At 29.2% G+C, this 25,038-nt stretch carries 21 protein-coding genes; 5 read left to right on the forward strand and 16 right to left on the reverse strand.

What is annotated here, in order from left to right; all coding sequences use genetic code 11:
* Window positions 1-468 precede the first annotated feature (468 nt).
* From H518_RS0110865 to H518_RS0110880, 4 genes are read right to left on the reverse strand one after another with little or no spacing between them, the layout of a single operon-like run.
* Window positions 469-1,584, reverse strand: a complete 1,116-nt coding sequence (locus H518_RS0110865; protein ID WP_081411180.1) for an L-dopachrome tautomerase-related protein — start codon at window positions 1,582-1,584, stop codon at window positions 469-471.
* A gap of 16 nt (window positions 1,585-1,600) precedes the next feature.
* A complete protein-coding gene (locus tag H518_RS0110870; RefSeq protein ID WP_028889076.1) occupies window positions 1,601-2,614 on the reverse strand; it encodes a zinc-binding alcohol dehydrogenase family protein in 1,014 nt (337 codons plus the stop codon).
* A 14-nt stretch (window positions 2,615-2,628) separates the two neighbouring features.
* The gene (locus tag H518_RS0110875) at window positions 2,629-3,414 is read right to left on the reverse strand and encodes a glycine betaine ABC transporter substrate-binding protein (RefSeq protein ID WP_028889077.1); all 786 of its coding nucleotides are present in this window, start codon (window positions 3,412-3,414) and stop codon (window positions 2,629-2,631) included.
* Window positions 3,415-3,470: 56 nt separating this feature from the next.
* Complete coding sequence (locus H518_RS0110880) at window positions 3,471-3,761, reverse strand: putative quinol monooxygenase (protein WP_028889078.1); 291 nt, start codon at window positions 3,759-3,761, stop codon at window positions 3,471-3,473.
* A gap of 283 nt (window positions 3,762-4,044) precedes the next feature.
* Between H518_RS0110880 and H518_RS0110885 the strand changes: the two genes are divergently transcribed.
* Window positions 4,045-4,932, forward strand: a complete 888-nt coding sequence (locus H518_RS0110885; RefSeq protein WP_028889079.1) for an AraC family transcriptional regulator — start codon at window positions 4,045-4,047, stop codon at window positions 4,930-4,932.
* Window positions 4,933-5,016: 84 nt separating this feature from the next.
* Here the strand turns inward: H518_RS0110885 and H518_RS0110890 are convergent, their stop codons facing one another.
* Both H518_RS0110890 and H518_RS20525 read right to left on the reverse strand, forming a co-directional pair.
* Complete coding sequence (locus H518_RS0110890) at window positions 5,017-5,616, reverse strand: DUF6642 family protein (protein WP_028889080.1); 600 nt, start codon at window positions 5,614-5,616, stop codon at window positions 5,017-5,019.
* Window positions 5,617-5,785: 169 nt separating this feature from the next.
* The gene (locus tag H518_RS20525; protein ID WP_051263740.1) at window positions 5,786-8,881 is read right to left on the reverse strand and encodes an FAD-dependent oxidoreductase; all 3,096 of its coding nucleotides are present in this window, start codon (window positions 8,879-8,881) and stop codon (window positions 5,786-5,788) included.
* Window positions 8,882-9,438: 557 nt separating this feature from the next.
* Between H518_RS20525 and H518_RS0110905 the strand changes: the two genes are divergently transcribed.
* Together H518_RS0110905 and H518_RS0110910 are read left to right on the forward strand one after the other, a co-directional pair.
* Window positions 9,439-10,638, forward strand: coding sequence for a multidrug effflux MFS transporter (locus H518_RS0110905; RefSeq protein WP_028889081.1), 1,200 nt, complete (start codon window positions 9,439-9,441; stop codon window positions 10,636-10,638).
* Between the two features lie 3 nt (window positions 10,639-10,641).
* The gene (locus tag H518_RS0110910) at window positions 10,642-11,337 is read left to right on the forward strand and encodes a pseudouridine synthase (protein WP_028889082.1); all 696 of its coding nucleotides are present in this window, start codon (window positions 10,642-10,644) and stop codon (window positions 11,335-11,337) included.
* 63 nt (window positions 11,338-11,400) lie between these two features.
* Here the strand turns inward: H518_RS0110910 and H518_RS0110915 are convergent, their stop codons facing one another.
* The 5 genes from H518_RS0110915 to glmM form a co-directional block, all read right to left on the reverse strand.
* A complete protein-coding gene (locus H518_RS0110915) occupies window positions 11,401-11,880 on the reverse strand; it encodes an Lrp/AsnC family transcriptional regulator (protein ID WP_028889083.1) in 480 nt (159 codons plus the stop codon).
* Window positions 11,881-11,968: 88 nt separating this feature from the next.
* On the reverse strand, window positions 11,969-13,015 hold the full coding sequence (locus H518_RS0110920; protein ID WP_028889084.1) for a M14 family metallopeptidase: 1,047 nt from the start codon (window positions 13,013-13,015) through the stop codon (window positions 11,969-11,971).
* 2 nt (window positions 13,016-13,017) lie between these two features.
* Entirely contained in the window at window positions 13,018-14,487 is a 1,470-nt protein-coding gene (locus tag H518_RS0110925) for an aminotransferase class V-fold PLP-dependent enzyme (protein WP_028889085.1), read from the reverse strand.
* Between the two features lie 90 nt (window positions 14,488-14,577).
* Complete coding sequence (locus tag H518_RS0110930) at window positions 14,578-15,396, reverse strand: hypothetical protein (RefSeq protein ID WP_407635133.1); 819 nt, start codon at window positions 15,394-15,396, stop codon at window positions 14,578-14,580.
* Window positions 15,397-15,428: 32 nt separating this feature from the next.
* Window positions 15,429-16,820 carry a phosphoglucosamine mutase gene (gene glmM / locus H518_RS0110935; RefSeq protein WP_028889087.1) on the reverse strand — a complete coding sequence of 464 codons (1,392 nt, stop codon included), beginning with the start codon at window positions 16,818-16,820 and terminating at the stop codon, window positions 15,429-15,431.
* Between the two features lie 601 nt (window positions 16,821-17,421).
* On the opposite strand from glmM, the gene H518_RS0110940 reads away from it, so the two are divergent.
* Complete coding sequence (locus H518_RS0110940) at window positions 17,422-17,949, forward strand: hypothetical protein (protein WP_028889088.1); 528 nt, start codon at window positions 17,422-17,424, stop codon at window positions 17,947-17,949.
* Window positions 17,949-18,674, forward strand: coding sequence for a CPBP family intramembrane glutamic endopeptidase (locus H518_RS0110945; RefSeq protein ID WP_028889089.1), 726 nt, complete (start codon window positions 17,949-17,951; stop codon window positions 18,672-18,674). Before H518_RS0110940 ends, H518_RS0110945 begins: the two co-directional genes overlap by 1 nt.
* A 222-nt stretch (window positions 18,675-18,896) precedes the next feature.
* Here H518_RS0110945 and rpsA read toward each other — a convergent pair whose 3' ends face one another.
* From rpsA to H518_RS0110970, 5 genes are all read right to left on the reverse strand, one after another.
* On the reverse strand, window positions 18,897-20,672 hold the full coding sequence (gene rpsA / locus H518_RS0110950) for a 30S ribosomal protein S1 (protein ID WP_028889090.1): 1,776 nt from the start codon (window positions 20,670-20,672) through the stop codon (window positions 18,897-18,899).
* A gap of 194 nt (window positions 20,673-20,866) precedes the next feature.
* Window positions 20,867-21,943, reverse strand: coding sequence for an NADH:flavin oxidoreductase (locus H518_RS0110955; RefSeq protein ID WP_028889091.1), 1,077 nt, complete (start codon window positions 21,941-21,943; stop codon window positions 20,867-20,869).
* 181 nt (window positions 21,944-22,124) lie between these two features.
* On the reverse strand, window positions 22,125-23,705 hold the full coding sequence (locus tag H518_RS0110960; protein ID WP_028889092.1) for a GMC oxidoreductase: 1,581 nt from the start codon (window positions 23,703-23,705) through the stop codon (window positions 22,125-22,127).
* A 125-nt stretch (window positions 23,706-23,830) separates the two neighbouring features.
* Window positions 23,831-24,487, reverse strand: a complete 657-nt coding sequence (locus tag H518_RS0110965) for a sterol desaturase family protein (protein WP_028889093.1) — start codon at window positions 24,485-24,487, stop codon at window positions 23,831-23,833.
* Window positions 24,488-24,979: a hypothetical protein gene (locus H518_RS0110970; RefSeq protein WP_028889094.1), complete on the reverse strand. Its 492-nt coding sequence runs from the start codon at window positions 24,977-24,979 to the stop codon at window positions 24,488-24,490.
* Window positions 24,980-25,038: the final 59 nt, after the last annotated feature.

Consider the following 25,038-nt stretch of genomic DNA (forward strand, 5'->3'; position numbering starts at 1 on the left):
TTAAAAAATCGAGAGAACAATCTCATTCCATACACATTCCCACTTCACTCCTATCGTCGTTTCGGGCAAAGCGTATTCCATTACATTTTTAAAGAAAATTTTGAGAAGAAAAAAATGAAATAACTATTGGTATATATAATTTCGCTTTTACCAAAGCAAAGTAACATAACACAGAACATTATAGTACAAATGTATTTCATACATTAGATAGCTAAAATGATATTATGTTAAATATCCCACGTGATTAGTTTTCATAAGAAACCTTAGTACTTAGGTCATTAAATATTCGTATTTCTACTTCTCATTTAATTTTTAATATTCTGTACAATTTGCTGTCGTTGTAATTTATTTTAAACACAATTATCCATTACTTACCAAAGGCTAAAAAAAATCAAACTCTCAACAAAAAAATTAAATTATATTGTTGAGAGTTATTTGGATATTTTTTTTGATAATTATTATTTATTATCACCTAAAAGAAACTCCATTTACAATTGGTTTAAATCTAAAAATATAAAACGGTTTTGTAGATAAATCTTTGCCATTATTAAAAATAGCGCCTTTGTTTACTTGTGCTGCAGAAACGTACATATAACCATCTACATGATTATAACTTACACCATCTGGCCAAACCATATTTTTATCTTTAGTCATAGTTTTCACTCTTTTATCTTTTGCTAAAATTACAACTACACTTTTAGTCTCTAAAGCAGTGAGATAAATGTTCCCTGCTATATCTATACTCATTCCCCCATTGTTTGGTTTTTCAGAATAGGTTTCAATTTTACTATCTAATTCTGCTTCAGTAAAAACTTCGTTTACTAAATCTATTGTTTTAATTCTGTAAATTTTTGTTCCGTTTAGTGGGCCATAATAAATGTATTCAAAATTAGCATCGGCAGTAATACCATCATTACCAACTAATAGATTTTTACCATTTACTGCTAAATGCTTTCCTTCAATTATTGTAGGCGCGTTTTCTGGTAATGTACTACGTGTACCTTCTAACAAACGACGCGTTTTGCCGGTTTTCATATTTACAATAATAAAAGCAGCACGAGTACCATCTCCTCCATTACCAATACCTTCATCAGCTATAATAAAATAACCATTTTTGGTATCTACAACCATATCGTTTGGTTGTGATTCCTTTGGCACTGATGATTTTGGTAAATAATAGATACGCTCCAATGTGTTGGTATGTGTATTCCAACCCACAATTTTTGGTGTTACATTATTGCGCTGTGCCATATCTAACATCCATACGATTCCGTTTTTATCATTTCTAATTCCTAGAACATTACTTAAATAATTATCGTCTGTATCTCTTGGTGTATTCCATGCTTTATTAGGAAACGGTTTGCTTTCTTTGGATTTAGCATCCATAATCATTACTCTGTTTTCTGGTGCAAAAAAAGGATGATGACTATATACTAAATTACCAGAGTTTGTAAATGTAATATTACCAACTGCCTGATTTGTTGTTGCAAATATTTCAGCTTCAGTTATAGAATTTTGTGCATTTGTATTATTTATATAAAATAACACAATGGTTACAGCTACTAATACTTTTTGTATGCTCATTATATACGTGTTAAGGTTAGAATAAAATAACTGTTTTACCTATAGATTTACTTGACTCTTGTAGCTCATGCGCCTTTTTTAAATTCTCAACAGAAAACCCTTCAATAATTGTTGATAAAGTTGATTTTAAAGTACCATTGTCTAATAAATTTGCAACATTATTTAAAATTTCATGTTGTCTATCCATATCATCGGTGTTAAACATAGAACGTGTGTACATTAATTCCCAAGAAAAAGTAACACTCTTAGATTTCATAATATTTAAATCTAAAGGCTTAGTGCTAGCTGTAATAGAAACAATATGTCCTTGTGGTTTAATAATTTCTGCTGCTGTTTCCCAATACCCCTCTAAGTCTACAAAATCTAAAATGTAATTAACCTGAGGGTGCCCTATTTTTTCTAATTCTTCCTTTAAATGATGATGATTCACTACAAAATCAGCACCCAAATCTTTACACCACTGTATAGAGTCTGGTCTAGAAGCTGTTGCTATTACTGTTAGATTTCCAATTTTTTTGGCTAATTGGATAGCAATTGAACCTACTCCACCTGCACCTGCTAAAATTAAAACAGTTTTCCCTTTATCTGTTTCAGGATTTATTTTAATCCTATCAAATAATGCTTCATATGCGGTTAAACTAGTAAGTGGCATAGCTGCAGCTGCAGCAATTGAAAGATTTTTTGGTTTATGTCCAACAATACGCTCGTCAACTAATTGAAACTCTGCATTACTTCCACTTCTAGTAATATCACCAGCATAGTACACAGCATCTCCTACTTTAAATCTAGAGGTTTTTTCTCCTACTGCTTCTACAATTCCAACAGCATCCCATCCAATAACCTTTGGCATGTCTAAAACTTTATCGTTAGCTGCAGTTTGTCTTATTTTAAAATCTACTGGGTTAACAGAGTTTGCTTGTACTTTTACTAATAAATCAAATTCTTTAGGAGTTGGTTTTTCAGTTTCAAATATTATAAAACTGTTTTGTTCTTTTATTGGTAATGACTGTTTAAATCCTATTGCTTTCATTGTATTCAATATTTTTAATTGCGGTTGTTTAACCATTTTTTTGTTACTTCATCTATATTTTTACCTTCACGAGACACTTTGTAATCTAATTCTGCTATGATATCGTTGGTAAATTGTAAACTATCTAATTCTTCTAATTGTGCTTTTGTAAATAAATTTTCTTTGTCTCTACGTAATAATAAAACAGCTTTATCTACAGTACCTAAAAGTTCTTTTGGCTCTTTAAGTTCTCTAATATTATGCCTATAATGTAAAAATTGAGGTTTCCAAAGCGGAACAACTATCCACTCTTTATTTGCAACAGCATTCTCAAAAGTACTAAAGCAATTTTCTTCTGTACCGATATGAAATCTATAGCCTGCATGATTAAGTTTATAATCTTTCATCATCTGAATAGAAAAACGAGTGATTCCTGCTCCTGAATTTATCCCTTGAATGTTTTTATTCATTTTAGAAATTACACTTGGTTTTAGTAAATCTATAATTTCTGAAACCTCTTCTTCTGGAACATAATCTGGAACACCCCAAAGAGCATATGGTTTGTAATGTAATCCGAGTTCTAATAAAGGAACTTCTTTCTCAACATTACTTTTATATATTCCATGACTAGAAGGTAACCAGGCAGAAGCTAACATAGTTATTTCACCTGTATTTAAACGTTCAAAATTTTCTTGGTGTGGTGCATAAGATCGTTTTACATTAAACCCCATTTTTACTAATGTATTAGTAACTAAAGATGCTGCTATGCGATGAAAAGATAAATTGGTTACACCAAGAGTGATTTTTTTATTTGATTTCATGACTATTTAATATTGAAAAGAATAATTTATTAAAAATGAATGTATTCTTATAGTTATTAACCAATTACAGTCATTTCGTTTAGTGCAAACTCTTCAACAGCCCCATCAGTAACTTTTAAGTATTCCGCCAAATGCTCATTATTCATGTGTACTTGCCACAACTCTTTACTTTCCCAGTTTTCATGGAATAAAAAAAGATTAGGGTTTTCATTATCTTGATGTAAATCGTAATTAATACATCCTTTTTCTGATCGAGTAATAGAAATTAATTTTAGTAATTCTGATTTTACAAATTCCCTTTTTTCTTCTTTTGCTACTATTTTCGCTACAATTGTTAATCTGTTCATATATAATTTATTTTAAAAAAATGTTTTTATAACTAAATAAAGTTCTACAACTACTTTTTACTTTCTTAAATTCAAAAACTTTAATAATAGTTAAGAACAAGGATTCATTGTAATAAATAGAGTTGTTTTTTTATTACACTACAAAGTTACAAGTACAATACAGTACTTTTTAGGTACAAAAAAAGGATAGTTATGTATATTTAAAGGTTTACAGATAGAATTCTTGCTAAAACAATTCATTTTTATCTAAATTTGTATTGTTATATTTATAAAAAACACAATAATGCAAGTACTAGAAGCGTATAAACCTTTTGAAATACAAGAAATAGAATTAAGAGAATGGAAACAAAGACCTGTTAAGAATAATTTTTTTGAATTGGTTTTAATTAAAGATGGAGAAGGTACACAATGTATAAATTATAATGATTATACGTATGGTAAAGATAGTATATTCTTATTACCGCCTTTAAAATGCCATTCGTTTAGTATAGAAAAGTCTACAAAATTTGTGTTTTTAAAATTTACAGATTCATTTTTTAAAAACATAAATAATGTTTCAATAAATAGAAACGAATGGTTTAAAGAGGCTTCTTATATTTTATCCAATTACAATCAATTACCTGGAGATATTATTAAGAATGATGTTGATAGAAATCATCTTGAGAGCTTAATAGAGATAATTTTAAAAGAGTCTAGAAATTATGGAAATGAATCTATTTCCTTAATTACTAGTTTAATGACAAGTATTTTGGAATTATTAATTAGAAATATTAAAAAAGGAACTTATTTTGAAGTACCAAAAAACAATTCAGATGATAGAATTACAAGAATTCTAACATACATTAATGAAAACATCAATAAAACCGAACTATTAAAGATTGAAAATTTGGCTGATGTTTTTATGATGTCACCAACTTATGTAAGTGAATTTTTTAAGAAACAGGTTAGCATGTCGTTACGTGAATATATTATTAAAGCAAAACTGAAATTAGTAGAAATACGTTTGTTAAATTCTGATTATACATTAACACAAATTGCAGACGATTTGGGTTTTACAGATGTAAGTCATCTTTCAAAAACCTTTAAACGCTATACAGGAGTATCTATACGTGAGTTTAAAAATAATGGAGAATATATGCTTTTAAAACGTAGTGTATGTGCTGCAGGCTAATTAAAATTTACAGTCCTACAATCTTAATCTAAGAATTAAACCTACACGAATTAGACTTTATCTTTACATCAATAAAGTCTTATTTTAATAATACAATCTAAAATCAAGTAGTTTACATACTTTATAATATTTTTGATGTAACTCTTCTACAACATCTAACATATTTTCATCTTCTTTAAATAAGTTAAAGAAAGCGATATCTAAATTTGAACTAGTAATTCCATTAAAGGCATTACCATAACCAGAAATAGCTTTTGCACCCGTAATATCTAAAAAATATTGTGCTTCTTCTTCATCTAAATCTAACACTTTTGCATTTGAAAAATGTAAAATCTTTCCACTTAATCTTCCTTCAAAAATTTCTGCAATTTCTTGTAAACTATAATAATAGTCGTTTAAACAAATACTGTTTGCTTCACCTGTTATAACCATGTATATTATTTCATAGTCATTAAAATTATGATCATCTAAAAGCAATGCATTTAAAATATCTTCTAAACCTTCAATAGTGTCGCATGTTTTATAAATACTAGCCACTCCATATTGCATGGTTAATTGCGTTAGTTTTTTTTGTGTTTCGGTAACTTCGTTAGTTTCTATATCATGAACACCTTCTAAACAGTAGATAAAATAATCTGTATCTATAAATTGTTCTTGAGGTATTTTCTGTTTTTTATTTAACAAATTTCAGGATTTATGCAAAGTATATAAATCACAAAAATAAGATAAGTCTTTTATTATTTAACAAATAATATATTTATTAGTGCTTCACTCCTATTGTTCTTATGAAACAATTATAAACGTAAATTGGGACCCGAAGGTCCCAATTATTTATATTAAAATTAATAGATTACTACTCTACTTCAGATAAAATATGTTGAAGTACAGTTTGTTCCCATTCTAAAAAGTAATCTGAAGGAATCCAACTAGGGCGTTGTAAATTATAACGATGAAGCATTACTTTTTCTGCTTCACAAAAAGCACCTTCAACCCAACCTTGTTGATCTGAATAGGCTTCTCCTACAATAAAAACACGCTCATTGGCTTGTGGTTGTCTTATTTCTGGCATTTTATCAGCTACTACAAAACCTGATTTCCAAGCATGATATCCACCTCCATAAGGATCATGGCTCCAATCTTTATATGCTGAAGTATAAGGTGCTGGTATGTTTTCATTTCCATGCATTTCTTTTACTTCTTTCATTACTTCTGCAACCATACTTTGCGTTGCAGCTGGCACTTCTTTTTCTAAATATTCTTGAAGTCGTTTTCTTCGAGTAGCTGTAGCTAATAAGTAATTTGTAGGTTTCGTTTCAAACAACGCATCATTTTCCATTGCTTTCCAAAAAGAAACAGTTCTCATGTCATTATAACTCGCTAAAAATAAAGAATGATTGTTAGCGTCTGTTCCGAAATAATAACATTGTCTCATTGGTAAATCTGTTACTGATGGCGATTGATATTTAGCAGGATCTATTGGCCACCAAGGATTTTCGAAACCTAATAGTATTTTTAAAGCAGGCTCATTCATTACCGATTTAATATTATGATGTAATGCTTTACTTTCTGTTTCATAAGGATTAAACAAGAAGTTACTTTGATCTAGTAATTCTAATGACCTACGTGGCATTCCTAAAATAATATCATCTGCATACGCAACCCATTGGTTGGCTTCGTTACGTACTTGATAGTTATGTTTTTCTCCTGTTGCTACATTTTCAAAAATAAGCTTGTATTTTCTTGTTGTAGGATCACTTGCTGTAGTTTTTTCAAAATTTACCAATACATTGTTTGGTTTTATAGTTCCACCAGCATTTACAAAATTACTAGCGGTAACTTTTAACACTTTATCAAAACCACCTTCAATGGTATTATAAGTTACATCATCATCTGAAAAATCACCTACCATATACGGAAAAGCTTCCGCAGCATTCCAGTTTATGGTATTCGAATAATATCCTCCAGCATTTGCTAAAAATTCATAACATTCTTGCGAGCTTCTATCTTTTAATAAGTTCCAGAATCCTATTTCATAAACATATTTATTATAAAAAGGCCCCTCAAATCTATAAATTAAATCACGTTTTACACGTCTCCATTCTGCTTGTGGATCTGCACTAGCTTTTATAGCTTCAATACTTTCTCCATCGGCTATTAAAACACTATCTATAATATCATTAAATATAAAATTAGCAGATTTACCTTGGTATTCTTCTGCTACATCATACCTTGTTTCAAACCCTGGAACATCATAGTCTTTTGCATGATAGCGCTGTTTTCTTAAATAAATCAACTGATTATCAGAACTCCCCATTTCAAAAGGAATCGCATTTAACAAACCTTCTTCTTCATATTTATTTATAAGACCATTGATAATTGCTTGAGTAGTCATATAGCGCATTCCGCCTAACTCAGCAGTAACTTCCATACCTGGCAATTCAACAGAATCTAAACGACCACAAATTCGATCACTAGCTTCAAAAATATTTACCTTCAAATTTAAAGGATCTCCATTTGAATCTACACCAGTTCTTAATCGATAACCTGAATACAATCCTGAAGCTCCTGCTCCAACAATTGCTACATCTAAATCTAATCCTGGTTCTGGAGTGCTTGTAAACTTTTTATGCCCCTTACGGATTGGTTTTGTAGTTTTTGTTGTAGAACTTCTAAGTAATTGTTTTTTAAGATCTTTTTTATGTAAATGTGGTGCATAAGTATCAAAAGGAAACTTCCAATCAATTGTCATGTATTCTAAAAAGTAACGATCTTCTTCAGAAACAGTACCCAATAACATTTTAGAAATTAAGTCTCCAAGTGTAGGTATAAATTTGGCAGCCCAACCAGCAGTATATACTACTATATTTTTATTATTACTGATAGTATTTGGTAAGTAATCTAATAATATTTCATTTTTAGATTGTGATATAGCTACCATACATGTTGAAAGCAATGAAGGTTTTGGTTCAAGACCTGGCATGTGATTTTTTACCCAATCAGTAGTATAGCCAATATTCTTTAAATCTGGTTCATGTGTGCTTTCAGATGGGTGATCTATAATTTCATCGGCTACAGCATTTGCTACGCGAACATAACCTGGATTTGACCAAGGAACTTCATTAAATCCATAATACAATCCTGTTTCATTATTTTCATACACATAATAGGTAGTTCCTATTTCTGCTATGGTTGGATCTAATATTTTATAATATGATGAAGACATCGTCCAAATATCAATACCAACTTTTAACCCAAAATGACTTACCAAATCATTTACATATGGTCCTGGAGTTAATGCCAGTTTTTCGGCCTTATAACTAATTATTTCATCAGAATTTTGCGTGCTTTTAGTAGTAATAATAATGTCATCATTTGGTAAAGATTCAATATCTGTTACCGCTGTAAATTCTTTTAAGACTACATTATTGTTTTTTCTTAATTCAGCAAGCATAAACTCTTGCGTCGCATCAATATCTAAGATTCCGCCATCTGCCTGAAAGAATCCCTCGTAATCACTTGGTAGATCTTTAAAGTTAAAACGATCCATAATTTGCTCACCACTTTTAAACTGATCGTATGGAATACCCAATTCATCCATTACTTTGATGGCATCATTAATACCTCCTTCTGATGAGTTTAGCTCTGGATCACCAAACCACAAAGCTCCTACTTGTTCTAATAATTCTTTGTTAGCTGCATCATTAAAAGCTAACCATTGGTCTTTTGCTCTTAATGCTAATTGCGCCATAGGAACAGTATCGTACTGTACTCTAAATTGGCGCGATTTTCCTGAAGAACTAACTTCTTCGTTTACAAATTTAAACTGTTCTACTACAAGTATACGTTTTGTACTGTCTTGTTTACTTAAGTGATAGGCTGAAGACAATCCTATTGGACCTCCACCAACTACGATAACATCAAATAGTTGTTCTTTTGTTTGGTTTTTCATTTGTTTTTGGTTGTTTATAAATATATTACGTGTATAATATTTAGAGTTTAGTTAGCTCTCTATTGTTAAATTTAACACTTCAGAATTCATTGGTTTTATTAATTATCCCTCTCTTTTATAGGCTCATTATTTTTTAAATTGAATTACTAATTTTTTAATGATATCCACCTTAGTTAGATTTTCAACTCTAGCAACTGATAATTAATCACAAATTGATGTTACAATTTAAGCAGTTAAAAGCAAAAGAAATTAAAAAAAACCATAAAATAAGTATGGTAAAACCATACTTTTACATCGTATAAATACTTATTTTACAATTACTTAACAAAACATTAAGTAATAGTAAACTCTAGTTGATTTTGTAAGATTATTGTAGAATAAAAAGATATATCTCTACAATAAAAACGTATAAATTGGATGTAAATAATTACTCAAAAAAATTAAGACCATTTTCTTTTAACATAATATTACTTCTTTAATAATTATTTAACTTTTCTATGAATATATTCTATGTTAGAAGCAATCATAAAGCAAAATCTTAAGAGTACATTTGCAAAATGCAAAAAAACAATTCAAAATTAGAATTTATAGTACTAATGGCAGCATTAATGTCGTTAGTAGCTTTGTCTATCGATGCGTTATTACCAGCGATAAAACAGATAGGAATTAGTATTAATACTAAACAAAACTCTAGTAATAATCAGTTATTAGTAACAATGATATTCTTAGGCTTAGGGTTTGGTCAGCTTATTTCAGGACCTTTATCTGATAGTTTAGGTAGAAAACCTGTAATTTACTTCGGTTTTATCATTTTTGTAATCGCTAGTCTTATTTGTGTTAATGCAACGAGTATAGAAATGATGGTTTTTGGTAGAATATTACAAGGCATCGGTTTGTCAGCTCCTAGAACTATTAGTATTGCTATGGTAAGAGATAGTTTTGAAGGTAACTATATGGCAAAAATAATGTCGTTTATTGTTGTTATTTTTATACTGGTTCCTGTTGTGGCACCTGCTATTGGTAAATTAATGTTAGATGCCTATGGATGGAAATTTATATTTTACAGTCAATTAGTTTTTGGTTTCTTAGTAATGTTATGGCTATGGAAACGTCAACCTGAAACCTTAAAAAAAGAGAATACTACAAAACTCTCATTTAATCTCTTTATAGAAGGAACAAAAGAGTTTTTAAAACATAAACAAGCAATTGTATTTACATTAATATCTGGTTTTATAACAGGCTCTTTTATGGTGTATTTAAGTGCTTCACAACAAATTTTTCAGGTACAGTATAATTTGGTTGAAGAATTCCCTTACATTTTTGCAGGTTTAGCTATTTCTGTTGGGTTTGCTACTTTTTTAAATGGAACCTTTGTAATGAAATATGGAATGTTAAAGTTAATTTCTACTTTCTTAATAGTTTTCACTCTTATTCCTATTATTTATATCATTTTATTTTACGGTAAAGAAAACCCAAATATAAATGTGCTTTTATCATTTTTTGCATTACAGTTTTTTGCAATTGGCTTTCTATTTGGAAATTTGAGAGCTTTAGCAATGCAACCAGTTGGTCATATTGCTGGAGTTGGTGCAGCTATAAATGGTTTTGTATCTACGATTATGGCTGTTCCGATAGCTACATTTATTGGTAAATATGTTGTAACTACTACCTTACCACTTTTTGTTGGTTTTTTAGTTTGTGGAATAATATCTTTAATTCTACTTAATTTTATAAAATTTAAAGCAGTCAAAAATTAAATTATGAGCCTTACTATTCTTTTTGAAGATGACTATGTAATTTGTGTATCAAAACCCAATAATGTAGTTGTACACCACGCACATCATTCACGAAATGTTTCTGATGAGGACTCTTTGTTGCAATTATTATTTAAACAATTAAATCATAAATTTTATCCGATACATCGTTTAGATAGAAAAACATCTGGAATTATGTTATTAGCAAAAGAAACTAAATATGTGTCTAAATTTCAAGAGCTATTTACTAATAATGAGATTCAAAAAACTTATTTTGGAATTGTAAGAGGGCATTCTCCAGAGTCTAAAATTATAGATTCACCTGTAAAAGGAAGAGATGCTGATGTTTACAAAGAGGCTGAAACACATTTAAAAACAGTTCATAAAATCATTTTAGATATTCCTGTAAAACCTTATGATACATCAAGATATAGTTTAGTGGAAATGAAACCTACAACTGGTAGATTACATCAGTTACGTATTCATATGAACAAAATAAGTCATCCTCTTATAGGTGATCCAAAATATGGTGATAAAAACCATAATGTAATGTTTCAAGAAAACTTTAATTGTGAAAATATGTTTTTACATGCGCATTCACTTGATTTTATACATCCGTTTTCAAATAAAAAACTATTAATAAAAAGCAATTTTCCAGATGATTGGAATACTCTTTTTAAGAAATTTGAATGGAATATTTAAAATAAGTACAAAAAAAAGAGGTTGATAATATCAACCTCTTTTTTTTGTAATAAAATATATTAATTATATTTCTTTAAAAATAGCGTGCATTAAACGTTTCTTATCGTTAATACTTTCTTCTAAAGAAATCATCGTTTCAGTACGATTAACACCATTAATATCATCAATTAAATAAATAATATCTTTTGCATCATTAGTGCTCTTTGCTCTTACCTTACAAAAGATATTGTATTTACCAGCTGTAACGTATGCTACTGTTACATTTGGTATTAAACGTAAACTATCTAAAACGTGTTGAGTCATAGATGTTTTCTCTAAATACACACCGATATGAGCTATAAAAGTATATCCCATTTTATCATAGTTCAACGTTAATGTTGACCCCTGGATTATACCTTCATCTTCCATTTTTTTGACACGAACATGTATAGTACCAGCAGATACTAACAGTTTTTTTGCAATGTCTGTAAATGGGGTACGCGCATTTTCAATTAAAATGTCTAAAATTTGATGATCAATCTCATCTAGTACAAACTTCTTCATTCTTTTATTTTCTTCAAGTAATATTGCTAAAATATGATTTTTTTCTAATTTTTGAAGGGTTTTATTAATAAATATTCAGTTTTTTAGATTATTTGTTAAATTCTTTATGAGCTAAGTATTCAGATAAATCGCCTTCTTTTTCCTTAGTTAAAATCAGTGCAAATTTACTATTTTCTAATTTCTCAACATACTGATATGCTACATCTTTTTCATTATTTTTTGCTCTATAAATAACGTCATAGAAGTTCTTGATATTGTTTGGAATAGATAAATAATCTGAGTAATTTTTGAAGTTTTTTGATGTTGATATATGATAAATCCCCTGTAATAGCGCGTAGAAATTGTATTTTCTTACCAATTCACGTTCGTAATCATTCGGATAATGACCTGCTTCTATTAAAACGGTATTGTATCCTAGCTTCTGAAAATTATCTCCGGTGGCTGTTGGATAAAATTCATCAGTATAACGACCAATATAATTTGGTATTAATTGCTGCAATAATGCGTTCATTGATACAATCACATCCATCGTTTCTTTACGACCACTTGTAATTTTACGTGTTTCTTCTTCAGAAGGTGCTAAAAATGAAATAGTAGCAGGGTTTTTGGTACCTTCTACTCCAAAAATAGTTCTTTGATCATGTAAGTTAAAACAGAAATCTGGTTTAAACGCATCTAATGTTTTTCGTAATAATTTACTCTCTTTTGCACTTAAATCAACAGCATCTCTGTTTAAATCAACTCCATTAGCATTTATACGAGTATAAGCCTCTGCCCCATCAGGATTTAACATCGGGATAATTGTAATAGTACAATTATTTAAAATTGAACTAACAATGTCGTTATCTGCATATTGTTTTATAAAATTTAAAAAATCAAATACAGCTTTAGTACCAGTGCTTTCATTACCATGCATTTGACTCCAAATAAGTATTCTCTTTTTTCCTTTACCTAACTTCAGTTTATAAATTTCTCTATCTTCTTCAGATAAACCTATTACCTCAGAGCTAATATTTGACTCTAAATTATCATAAAGAGGCTTTATATCTTTTAAAGTAATATACCTACCAACTATTTTTTCTTCTTTAATTTTAGAATAATCATTTTCTAAAAAAATGGTATTTAATAAACTCATATTTATAGGGTAAACCAGTCAGCTATTAATTCTCTTTCAATAGGTTCAGATGAAATATGTACATAGTCATTTTTAATCATATAATATTTATAATCTTTCGACCATTCTTCAATATTATCGGTTAATGTTTTTAATGAATTACAAATAAACTGTATTTCTTTGTCTGTAACAGTTGGGTGTACAGATAAACGAACCCAACCTGGTTTATCAGTGTTACAACCTTCAGAAATTTGATCTTTTATTCTTGTTGATGTACTTAAATCAACATTTAATAAGAAATGCCCATAAGTTCCAGCACAAGAACAGCCTCCTCTTGTTTGAATTCCGAAACGATCATTTAATAACTTAACAACTAAGTTAAAATGGTATTTTTCATAATAAAAAGAAAAAATACTCAATCGATCTTTATGATTTGGAGCCAATATTTTTACGCCCTCAAGATTTTCTAAACAATTAAAAATAATTGGATTAATTTCATCTTCACGTTGTTTCATCTTATCAGTACCCATTTGGTTTTTTAACTGAATAGATAATGCAATTTTTATAGTTTGTAAAAAAGCAGGTGTTCCTCCATCTTCACGAGTTTCAACATCATCAAAATAATCATGACCTCCCCAAGGGTTTGTATAACTTACCGTACCTCCGCCTGGGTTATCAGGAATCATGTTTTTATATAATTTTTTATTAAAAATTAAAACACCAGAGCTTCCTGGACCTCCTAAAAATTTATGTGGCGAAAAGAAAATAGCATCTAAATATTCATCTTCTTTTTCTGGATGCATGTTCATATCTACATAAGGGGCTGAACAAGCAAAATCTACAAAACATAAACCACCATATTTATGAATTAATGAGGCTACTTTATGATAATCTGTTTTGATACCTGTTACATTAGATCCTGCAACGATTGAAGCAATTTTTATAGGTCTATCTAAATATTTTTTTATCGTTTTTTCAAACATATCTAAACAAACTAATCCAGCTTCATTACATGGTACTACAGCAACATCAGCAATCGTTTCTATCCATGAAGTTTGATTAGAGTGATGCTCCATATGACTCACAAAAACGATAGGACGCTTTTCTTCTGGAATTTCTGTATGCTCTTTTAAATTTTCAGAAACCTTTAAGCCTAAAATTCGTTGAAATTTGTTTACAACACCAGTCATTCCAGAGCCTTCTGTTATTAAGATATCATCTTTTGATGCATTAACATGGTTTTTAATGATGTTACGTGCTTCATGATATGCTAATGTCATAGCAGCTCCTGATGTTGAAGTTTCGGTATGTGTATTTGCTACAAATGGACCAAATTTATTTAACAACTGATTTTCTATTGGCATGTATAATCTACCACTTGCGGTCCAATCGGTATATACCATTTTTTGTTCACCATATGGCGATTGATATGTTTGATTAACTCCAACAATGTTTTTTTTAAACGTATCAAAATACTGTTCTAAATTTATCATCTGGTATTGTTTATGTAGTCTAAAATTAAAATTATACAAAGAAGTATGCTAAAATATTTATAATATAAACTTATTTCTAATTGCTGTTTATTATAGCCTAAATTTACCTCCTATTAAAATAGTGTTTTCAAAAAAGTAAAAACTTTGTGATGCACTATCAGCAGGACTAACTGACGTTTTAATATCTGGCATATATATATACCCTCCTTTAAGATCTGCTTGTACAAAAAAGTGCTTCAAAAAAGTAATATTTACCCCAGCTCCAATAGAAGCTCCATAACCTGATAAATGAAAGTCATCATGTCTTTCTTTTCCTAACAAAGAAGTATTTGTTCTTGGGTATAAAACACCAACACCTACTCCTTCTGTAAGGTTTATTTGTAAGTCTTCTAAATTTAACCCAAACCAATGACTTACATCATCAAAACGTTTTAATTCTACATTTACATAGTTCAAACCATCAGTATGTTCAAATCGTAAAAAATCGGCTGCTAAATTAATATTTTCGTTATTGTAAGTACCGTCGTATTTAGGATTACCTACATTAATATTACCTTTAATATTAACATCTTGATCGGCAATCATAACATATTTCATGTGATCTACTCCAATAGAAATAGTATAATTTTCTTTAAAAAAATACCCAATTCTATAATTTGTTTGAGGAATCGTTACTCTTCCTGGATGAAAATAATCTTTAAATGAAAATTTTGTTTGTCTATCTTGTGCTTTTACATTCGATAACGTAAAATCATAATTATCTCCTTTAAAACGGATATCAGAATCGGTGTAACTCGCCCAGTTCCATCCCCAATACACGAAAAATTTTCCTTTATTGGTAACTTTCTTTTTTTGAACTTCGTTCTCTTGTTCCTGTCCTACCATTATTGATGTTGCTAACAACAACATTAATAAACTGATTGCTCTTACTTTCAATTTTCTTACTTTATTATTTGTTCAATTTCTGTTATAAATCGTTCTGCAAGTGTATCTGCACTTTCTTGACTTGTACTTTCTGTATAAATTCTAATAATTGGTTCGGTATTCGATTTACGTAAATGTACCCACTCATTTTCAAAATCAATTTTCACACCATCAATCATATTAACATCTTCGTCTTTATATTTAGAAGCCATTGTTTCTAAAATTTCATCAACATTTATTTGAGGTGTTAATTGTATTTTATTTTTGCTCATAAAATAACTAGGATAAGAATCTCTTAATTCTTTACAAGACATTTTTTTACGTGCTAGGTGAGATAAAAATAAAGCAACTCCTACTAAAGAATCACGACCATAATGAGAATCCGGATAAATAATACCTCCATTTCCTTCTCCGCCAATTACAGTATCAGTATCTTTCATCATTTGTACTACATTAACTTCTCCTACTGCAGAAGCTGTATAAGTACCACCATGTTTTTCTGTTACATCACGTAATGCTCTTGATGATGATAAGTTAGAAACGGTGTTTCCTCCTCCTAATCTCCCTAATACGTAATCTGCACAAGCAACTAAAGTGTATTCTTCACCAAACATAGAACCATCTTCAGATATTAAAGCCAAGCGATCAACATCTGGATCAACAACAATACCTAAATCAGCTTTCTTCTTTACTACTAATTTAGAAATATCTGTTAAATTTTCTTTTAAAGGTTCAGGGTTATGAGGAAATTGTCCATTTGGCTCACAATATAATTCTACACATTTAACACCTAACTCTTTTAATAATGCAGGAATAAAAATTCCACCTGTAGAATTAACACCATCAACAACTACTTTAAATTTAGCTTTTTTAATAGCTTTTACATCTACTAAATCTAACTTTAAAACTTCTTTAATGTGTTTTTTTAAATATTTCTTATTTTTTCTATAACTTCCTAAATCATCAACTTCTGCAAACTCAAAATTTTCATTGTCTGCTAATTCTAAAATTTCTTCACCATCAGTTCCATTTAAAAATTCTCCTTTTTCATTTAATAATTTTAAAGCATTCCATTGTTTAGGATTATGAGAAGCTGTTAAAATAATTCCTCCATTTGCTTTTTCTAGTGGTACTGCAACTTCAACTGTAGGTGTTGTAGATAAACCTAAATCAATTACGTTAATACCTAAACCAACTAAAGTATTTGCTACCAAATTACTTATCATTTTACCAGAAATACGAGCATCTCTACCAATAACTACTTTTATCTTTTTTGCTTCTGGATTTCTTTTTTTTATGAAAGCTCCGTAGGCTGCTGCAAATTTAACAGCATCAACAGGTGTAAGGTTTTCACCTGTGTTACCTCCTATTGTTCCTCTTATTCCTGAAATAGATTTTATAAGTGTCATAGTGTGTTCTAAATTTTAATACAAATATAATGGTAATAAAGAAATTAATGGTGTATCGCCATAATTTTAACTGTAACATTAGTTACATTAAGCGTATAAAAAAAACGTTAAATGTACATTTAACGTTTTCTTATTTATTTATAAAGTTTTAACTTTATTTTACATACCTAAAAATTACTTTTTTGAACTCTTTACCCATTCTTAAATTCAAAATGGATTATATTATAACCTTTAGTAAATTCTTTAATAAAGTCTTTGTGCTGGGTTTCTTTTTGCCCAAATAATTCTATTACAATCTACAAATTGATAATAAAAATCTTTTTTTTAATTTAATAGTTACATTATCAGGGCCTTGATACATCTCTTAAATATAAGTTCCTTAACATAGTGTGTTTTAACTCATGAAATTATTTACAAGTACTTGTTGAGTAGTTTATGCCATAATTAATTGTTTAGTATTTAAAAAGTTGGATAAGAAATCTTGTGAAACTTTTTTGAGTTATTAGGCTTAAAAGCTCAATTGTAACATGTTTTTTCATAGAACAAACATATTCTTATAGAAATAAAAGACTAAAAACATATATTTGTATCAAAAAAAAATATGGAAAAAGATTTAATTAAAAACAACTTCCTATGCAATTTCTGTAAGGAAAGTATTGAAGAGAGTATCGCTTATTGTTCAAATTGTGGGCATCCCAAAAATGGAACTAGCAAAGAAATAGCTCAGTTTTTTGCAAAAAGAGCAATGCAAAAAAGTAAAAATATTGATAGTGATAAAAAAATTAAATCAGCAAAGAACACCTTGTTTGTTCTTTGTGGAATAATGGTTGTTTTTGGTTTATTCTCATACTATACTACAAATGATATTCTAGAATTAAGTATTGTTCTTTTTGTTGCCTTAATCTACTTATTGTTAGCTTTTTGGTCTGATAAAAAACCTTTTATAGCTTTATTGTCTGGTCTCTTATTGTATTTAACTTTAATAATAATTTCAGCCGTTTTTGATCCAATATCATTAGTTAAAGGCTTTATTTGGAAAATAATAATAATTTCATACTTAGGAAAAGGACTGTACTCTGCTTTTTATTCACGGAAAAATGATAATAGTAATATTGAAATACAAAAATAATGATTCAATGTAAAAATTGTAAAATTGTTTTTGATTCAAAAATCAATTTTTGTTCTACTTGTGGTGCAGAAATAACCTCAAAAAAAAGTACAACTTTAGATACTATTATAGCCTTTTATATAACAATTATTGTTTTTATAGGCATTTCTTATTATGTATTTAAAGCATATGATAATAGTTTTTGGAGTGAGGTTCTTATTGAAAGTATATTTATTATAATAGTAGTTGGCTACAGTATTTTTGATTTAAAAAACATAACCCCTTTATATAAGCTACCAAAAATTAATAAATGGTATTTAAACCTTTTTATTTTATTTACAATAATAAACGCTTTTATTGTTTACTATATTACAGGTTTTATTAACACCCTAACAAATAATTTTTCTAATAATTATTATGAGGATTATTTATATTTAGAAAACCCATTATTATGGTCTATTATATTTATTGCAATATTGCCTCCAATATTTGAAGAACTTGCTTTTAGAGGTTTTTTATTTAATTTGCTAAATAAAATAGTTTCAAAAAAATCGACAATAATTGCAACGTCCTTTTTATTTGCACTTGTTCATTTTTCATTTATATCTCTAATATGGATATTTCCTTTTGGGCTTTTTTTAGGTTATTTAAGATCAAAATACAAAAGTCTATGGATACCAATGATTATCCATTTTATTCATAATTTTATTATTCTAATGATTGATTACACTGTTTTCAACATGTAATAACTTAATATTAAGATGATAGATCACCATATAAAACTGTTTTGGGTAGTGTCATAATTTATACATGAAATTTTTATGGATATATTTATATTAATCAAATAATGGATATTATTATTTAAATAATTCTTATTGGGATGTACACTATTTTTTTTAAGGAAATATTTATTAAAATAAAAAAACCGCTACTTACGTAGCGGTTTTAAAATTTATGATTTCAGGAGATTATTTTCCTTCCATTTTTCTTTTTAATTCAGCTAATCCACCAATATCTCCTAAAGTAGTTTTTTCTACATCAGCAGCTTTTTTAGCAGCAACTTTAATGTTTCTCTTTTCTTCTTCTCTAAAGATAGAAGTATGAGAAGCAACAATTCTACGGTATTCTTTACTAAATTCAGTTACGATGAACTGTACAGTATCACCTTTTTCTAATTTAGTACCGTCTTCTTTCTCTAAGAAACGAGTTGGAGCAAATGCTTCGATTTCATCAGTAAAAGTTACTGTTGCACCTTTATCATTTTTCTCTTTAATCGTACCTTCGTGAGTAGAACCGATTGCATACGTAGCTTCATGAGCATCCCAAGGGTTATCTTGAGTTTGCTTGTGACCTAAGTTTAACTTTCTGTTCTCAACATCTAATTCTAATACTTGAACATCTAATTTATCACCAACAGTTACGAAATCTGATGGGTGCTTAATTTTCTTAGTCCAAGATAAGTCAGAGATATATACTAATCCGTCAATTCCTTCTTCTAACTCTACGAATACACCAAAGTTAGTGTAGTTACGTACAGTACCAGAGTGAGTTGAACCTACAGGGTACTTAGTAGTAATGTCAGTCCATGGATCTGGGTGTAATTGCTTCATACCTAATGACATCTTACGATCTTCACGATCTAATGTTAAGATTTGAGCTTCTACTTCGTCACCAACTTTTACGAAATCTTGAGCAGAACGTAAGTGAGTAGACCAAGACATTTCAGAAACGTGAATTAATCCTTCAACACCTTCTTCAACTTCTACGAATGCACCATAATCAGCTAAAACAACAACTTTTCCTTTTACTTTATCTCCAACTTTTAAGTCAGTATTTAAAGCTTCCCAAGGATGAGCAGATAATTGTTTTAAACCTAATTGAATTCTAGATTTGTTATCATCAAAGTCTAAAATTACAACGTTTAATTTCTGATCTAATTCAACAACCTCATTTGGATGGTTAATACGAGACCAAGATAAATCAGTAATGTGTACTAATCCGTCAACACCACCTAAATCAACAAAGACACCATAAGAAGTAATGTTTTTAACAACACCTTCTAATACTTGTCCTTTTTCTAATTGACCGATGATTTCACGTTTTTGATCTTCTAAATCAGCTTCAATTAACGCTTTATGAGATACTACTACGTTTTTAAATTCGTGGTTGATTTTCACAACTTTGAATTCCATAGTTTTTTCTACATACTGATCGTAGTCTCTAATAGGCTTCACATCAATTTGAGAACCTGGTAAGAATGCTTCAATACCAAATACATCAACGATCATACCTCCACGAGTTCTACACTTAACAAAACCGTTAACGATTTCACCAGTTTCGTGTGCATTGTTAACACGTTCCCATGCTTTAATTACACGCGCTTTTTTGTGAGATAATACTAATTGACCAGAAGCATCTTCTCTTTTGTCAACTAATACCTCTACTGTATCACCAACAGCTAAACCTGGGTTATAACGAAATTCGTTTAAAGAAATTACTCCTTCTGATTTAGAGTTAATATCAATAATCGCATCTCTTTCAGTAATTCTTGTAACTAAACCTTCGATTACATCACGTTCGTTAACGAAACCTACTGTACCTTCTAAAGCTTGTTCGAATTCTTTTAATTTAGATTCATCAACTTCATCAATACCTTCTTCGTATTTATGCCAATTAAATGTTGCTAAAAATTCTGCTGGATTTACTGTTACTGCCTCAGCAGCTGTGTTTTTTTCTTCAGACATGTCTGAACTAATTTTTGTATCTTTTTGTTAGCCAGATTATTAACAACACTAACGCAAAGAGAAATTAAACTTATATAAATTTGTTTTCTGCCTTTTATAAATCTGTTCTCGTAAAAAGGCGTGCAAATTTACGCTTTTTTATTTAAAGAACCTATAAAGCTTATGATTTTAAGTAAGTTGAATATTTAAAACAGTTAATTTTCTACAAAATTATCCCAACGTTTTAAATACTTTATAAACTTTTCACTTAAACCTTCTTTTTTTAGTTGAGTTTCAGATACTGGTGTTTTAATTGGGGTGAAATTGGGGTTATCAATAACTAACTTAGGAAAGTTATGATGTAATATAGCTGAAGTACCTATAGAAACAAAATCGACTCCAGCTTCTAAAATTTTTTGAACATCTAACCCATTGCTTATTTTTCCAGCAACAGTCCATTTTACATTTTTAAAATCTAAGTTTTTAAAATGTTCTAATAAGGTCATATTTTGATATTTCTCATCATATGGTAATTTAAAGCAATCCCATAAAGAGATATCTAAAAAATCAATATTTTCTCTATCTATTAGCTGTTTACAAACCCATTTAACTTCTTCAATATCCATTCCAAACCTTTCTGGAGACAAGCGCACTCCAAGTAAAAATGATTTTCCACACTTCGCTCTAATAGTATCTACTATTTCAAATAACAAACGAGCTCTATTTTCTAACGAACCTCCATATTCATCAGTTCTTTTATTTATTTCTGAACTTAAAAACTGCGTTAAAATATAACCATGAGCTCCATGAATTTCAACACCATCGTAACCACATTTTTTAGCACGAACAGCTGCAGCTATAAAATCATCTCTTAGCTGCTTCACTTCTACTACAGAAAGAGCTCGTGCATTATTTTCACTATTATTAGAAGGGCAAACAGGCTTTTGATCTAATAATTCGGAAGGAGAACGCATTCCTGCATGATGTAATTGAACTACAGCCAAACTTCCTTCTTTTTTAATAGCTGTTGTTAATCTTATATGTCCTTCATTTAAGCTATCATTAAAAATACCTAACTGTCTTGAAAACCCTTTTCCTACTTCCTGAACATGAGAGGCACAGGTCATAACAAAACCAAAACCTCCTTTAGCTCTCATTGTTAACCATTTCAACTCTTCATCAGATAACTCTCCATTCTCATAGCTTTGTGTATTAGTTAATGGGGCAAGCATAAATCTATTTTTCATTATAGATCCACAAGAGAAAGTAACTTTTGAATTTGATTTTATCATAGTCTAATATTTAACAGAAAAACAGATAAGAATTTAAAAAAGTGCTATTTTTCAATGAACAAAACTAATTTAATAAAGTTTAAAAATCTAACTAAATTTTATTTAACAGCGCTACTTTTATAATAATTATAACTGCATGCTGGTAACATACTTTATTAGTTTGTTATCTTTATTACCCAATCTAATTTAATTCACTTTTCGCAGGTATTTGGTCCATTGCTCGCTCTGCAATTGCTGTTATTGATAAAGAAGGATTTACTCCTGGGTTTGCTGAAATCATAGAGCCATCAATAACATATAAGTTTTGGTACCCGAATACTTTATTATTTTTATCTATTACTCCTTCTGAAGCATTTCCCCCCATTACCGCACCTCCTAAAACATGTGCCGTTGAAGGAATACCAGCAATTGTTTCTAACGCAAATGAAGTACCTACTCCGTTTATTGCTTTACTATATTCATCTACAAGCTTACGTGATTCTTTTATAAATGGGCTCGGTTTTTTTCCTGTGCTAACTTTTGAGCTCATAAAACCAAAAAAATTTCTCTTAAACAATAGTGTACTATCTAAAGTTTGCATAAAAAGAAGTACCACTGTTTTTTTTGCCCAACTATTCGTTACATAAATTTTAAAATATTTCATGGGTGATTTCACTAAAGACACAAATATCATTGCTAATCGAGAGAATACATTATTGTTCGTAACATAAGGCAAATGAAAAAATTTCCATGCGTTAGAGCCTTCTGCGTATCTAACTATTTCTAAATGACTATTCTCATCGGAATCTAAAATACTACCTATAGCTACACCTTTCGAGTAGTTTTTGTCTTTTTCGAGACTAGATACACTTATCAATGTTTCATTGTTAGTTCTTATATCCTGCCCTATTTTACTAGAAATATTCGGTAATGAGCTTTCTTTTAGTTTTAGCAAAAGTTTTATAGTACCTAATACACCACCTGAAAAAATAACAGCAGTACTTTTAATTTTATTTTTCTTTGTAAAGAATTTTGTGCTAGTTTTTAGTGCTATTTCGTAACCGGTAGCTCCATCTTTGGTATTTATAGGTTTTACATCATACACCTCATTCTCTGCTATTATTTCCGCTCCGTATTTTTGTGCTAAATACAAATAGTTTTTATCTAAAGTATTTTTAGAATTATTTCTACAGCCGGTCATACAGGCACCACAGAAGTTACAACCAGTTCTTTCAGGTCCCAAGCCGTTAAAATAAGGATCTGGTTTTGTTACATTTTCTTCTCCAAAATACACTGCTACGTTAGTTGCATCAAATTTATTTTTGATGTTTAGTTTTTGAGCAATTTTTTTTAAACCTAAATCTGCATCAAATAATTTAGGGTTTTTTGCTGCTCCAAGCATTTTTAGAGCTTCGTTATAATAAGGTGTTAATTCATTCTCCCAATCATTTAGTTTACTCCAGCTACCTGTTTTAAAAAAAGTTGATTTAGGTATTGGTAGTGTGTTAGCATATACTAAAGATCCACCGCCAACACCAGTCCCTGAAACTATTGCAATATGCCTAAAAATGGTTAATTTCATGATGCCGAAGAAACGCAAACTAGGCATCCAAAGCCACTTTCTAAAATTCCAGTTTGTTTTAGGGAAATCTTTTGGCTTAAACCATTTTCCTTTTTCGATAACTAAAACCTTATAACCTTTTTTTGATAACCGCAAAGCACTAACTGAACCTCCAAAGCCACTTCCTACGATAACATAATCATATTCCTTTTTTAAATTCACCTATAACCATTTTAAGAATCTAGTTAAAAACAGATAACATTCGATAGCAAGTTAAAAGAATTTACAGTAGGAATCAAGTTGTTTTATTTTCAATATAAATTGAATTAAAGTAGTTACTTATACAATTATGCTTCTTTTGTTTCCGTTTTAAAGACCTTATCCCATAAGGTCGTATAAAATCCATAATTTTTATTATTTAGCTCATGGTGTTCTTTATGAAAAGCATTCGTTGTAAAAATTAAAAAGAATCGCCTGCTTTTTTTTACATTTAAGTGTGTGATTACACCATAAAACCAATTGAAAATCAAAAAGAATATAAAACTATAAAGGTTAAAAGAAAATAAGATAGTTATTGTAGTTAGTAACAGCCCAAAAAATATAGATTCCCAAGGAGACATGTAATACAAACTAACAATATTAAATTTAACTGAATGTTCATGATGCTTAGCATGAATGTTTTTCAAGTAACTAACTGTATGTGAAAGCCAGTGTAATAGGTACATTAAAAAATCCATTAACAAAAAAACTGCTATAAACGATACTAAAAAGTTATTATTAGAAAATACAATTATTCCTTTATACCATAATAAGTAACCAGGAATGGCTATTAAAATATTTATGCCTAATGTTAGTAAAGAATAAAAAAACTCTTTTTTAGATGTGATTGTTTGGTGTTTGAATATATTATCCCAAATTTCACTTATAATTATATTTAATATGTAAGAGGCTGTATTAGCTGCTATCAATAAGGTGAAAAATATAAAAGGCTCTTTGAGATTCATTTAATTAAGAGTATTCTTTTTTTTAATACCATATATTTTTAATAAGCTAACTAAATCTTTTTTTATTTTATAAACTTCAGCTTTAGGAGTATCTTTTTTCACAATAATTGTAAACTTAGATGCTAAATCTCCTTTAAAATGTTCTTCAGTTCTTATATTAATATTTTGAGTAGCTATTGAGTTCGATTTAAAAATCACTTCAATAGTTTTGTTTTCTTTTTCATCATTCACAACAATTTTCAAAAATTCGTGAGTATCTAATAAATAAGCTGTTGAACATAATTTATAAGCTGTGCAAAATTGTATAAACTTAATTACTTTCTTTTTTTTAAACTCAACTTCATGAAACAAATAATTGTAATTTGTTTTTTCATTATTAAACTTATACAAGTCAATTCTATTATTCAAACACTTGTATGTTTCTTCTTTAGTTTGCCCTGAACAGGTTAAGTAAGTTCCTAATAAAAATAAAGCAATAAATAGCTTCTTCATAATTGATTGTTTTTAATACTATTGATTAAACATTGACGAATCTACACAATCATATGTTA

Origin of the sequence: Tenacibaculum ovolyticum DSM 18103 (assembly GCF_000430545.1) — a bacterium.
Classification (GTDB): domain Bacteria; phylum Bacteroidota; class Bacteroidia; order Flavobacteriales; family Flavobacteriaceae; genus Polaribacter; species Polaribacter ovolyticus.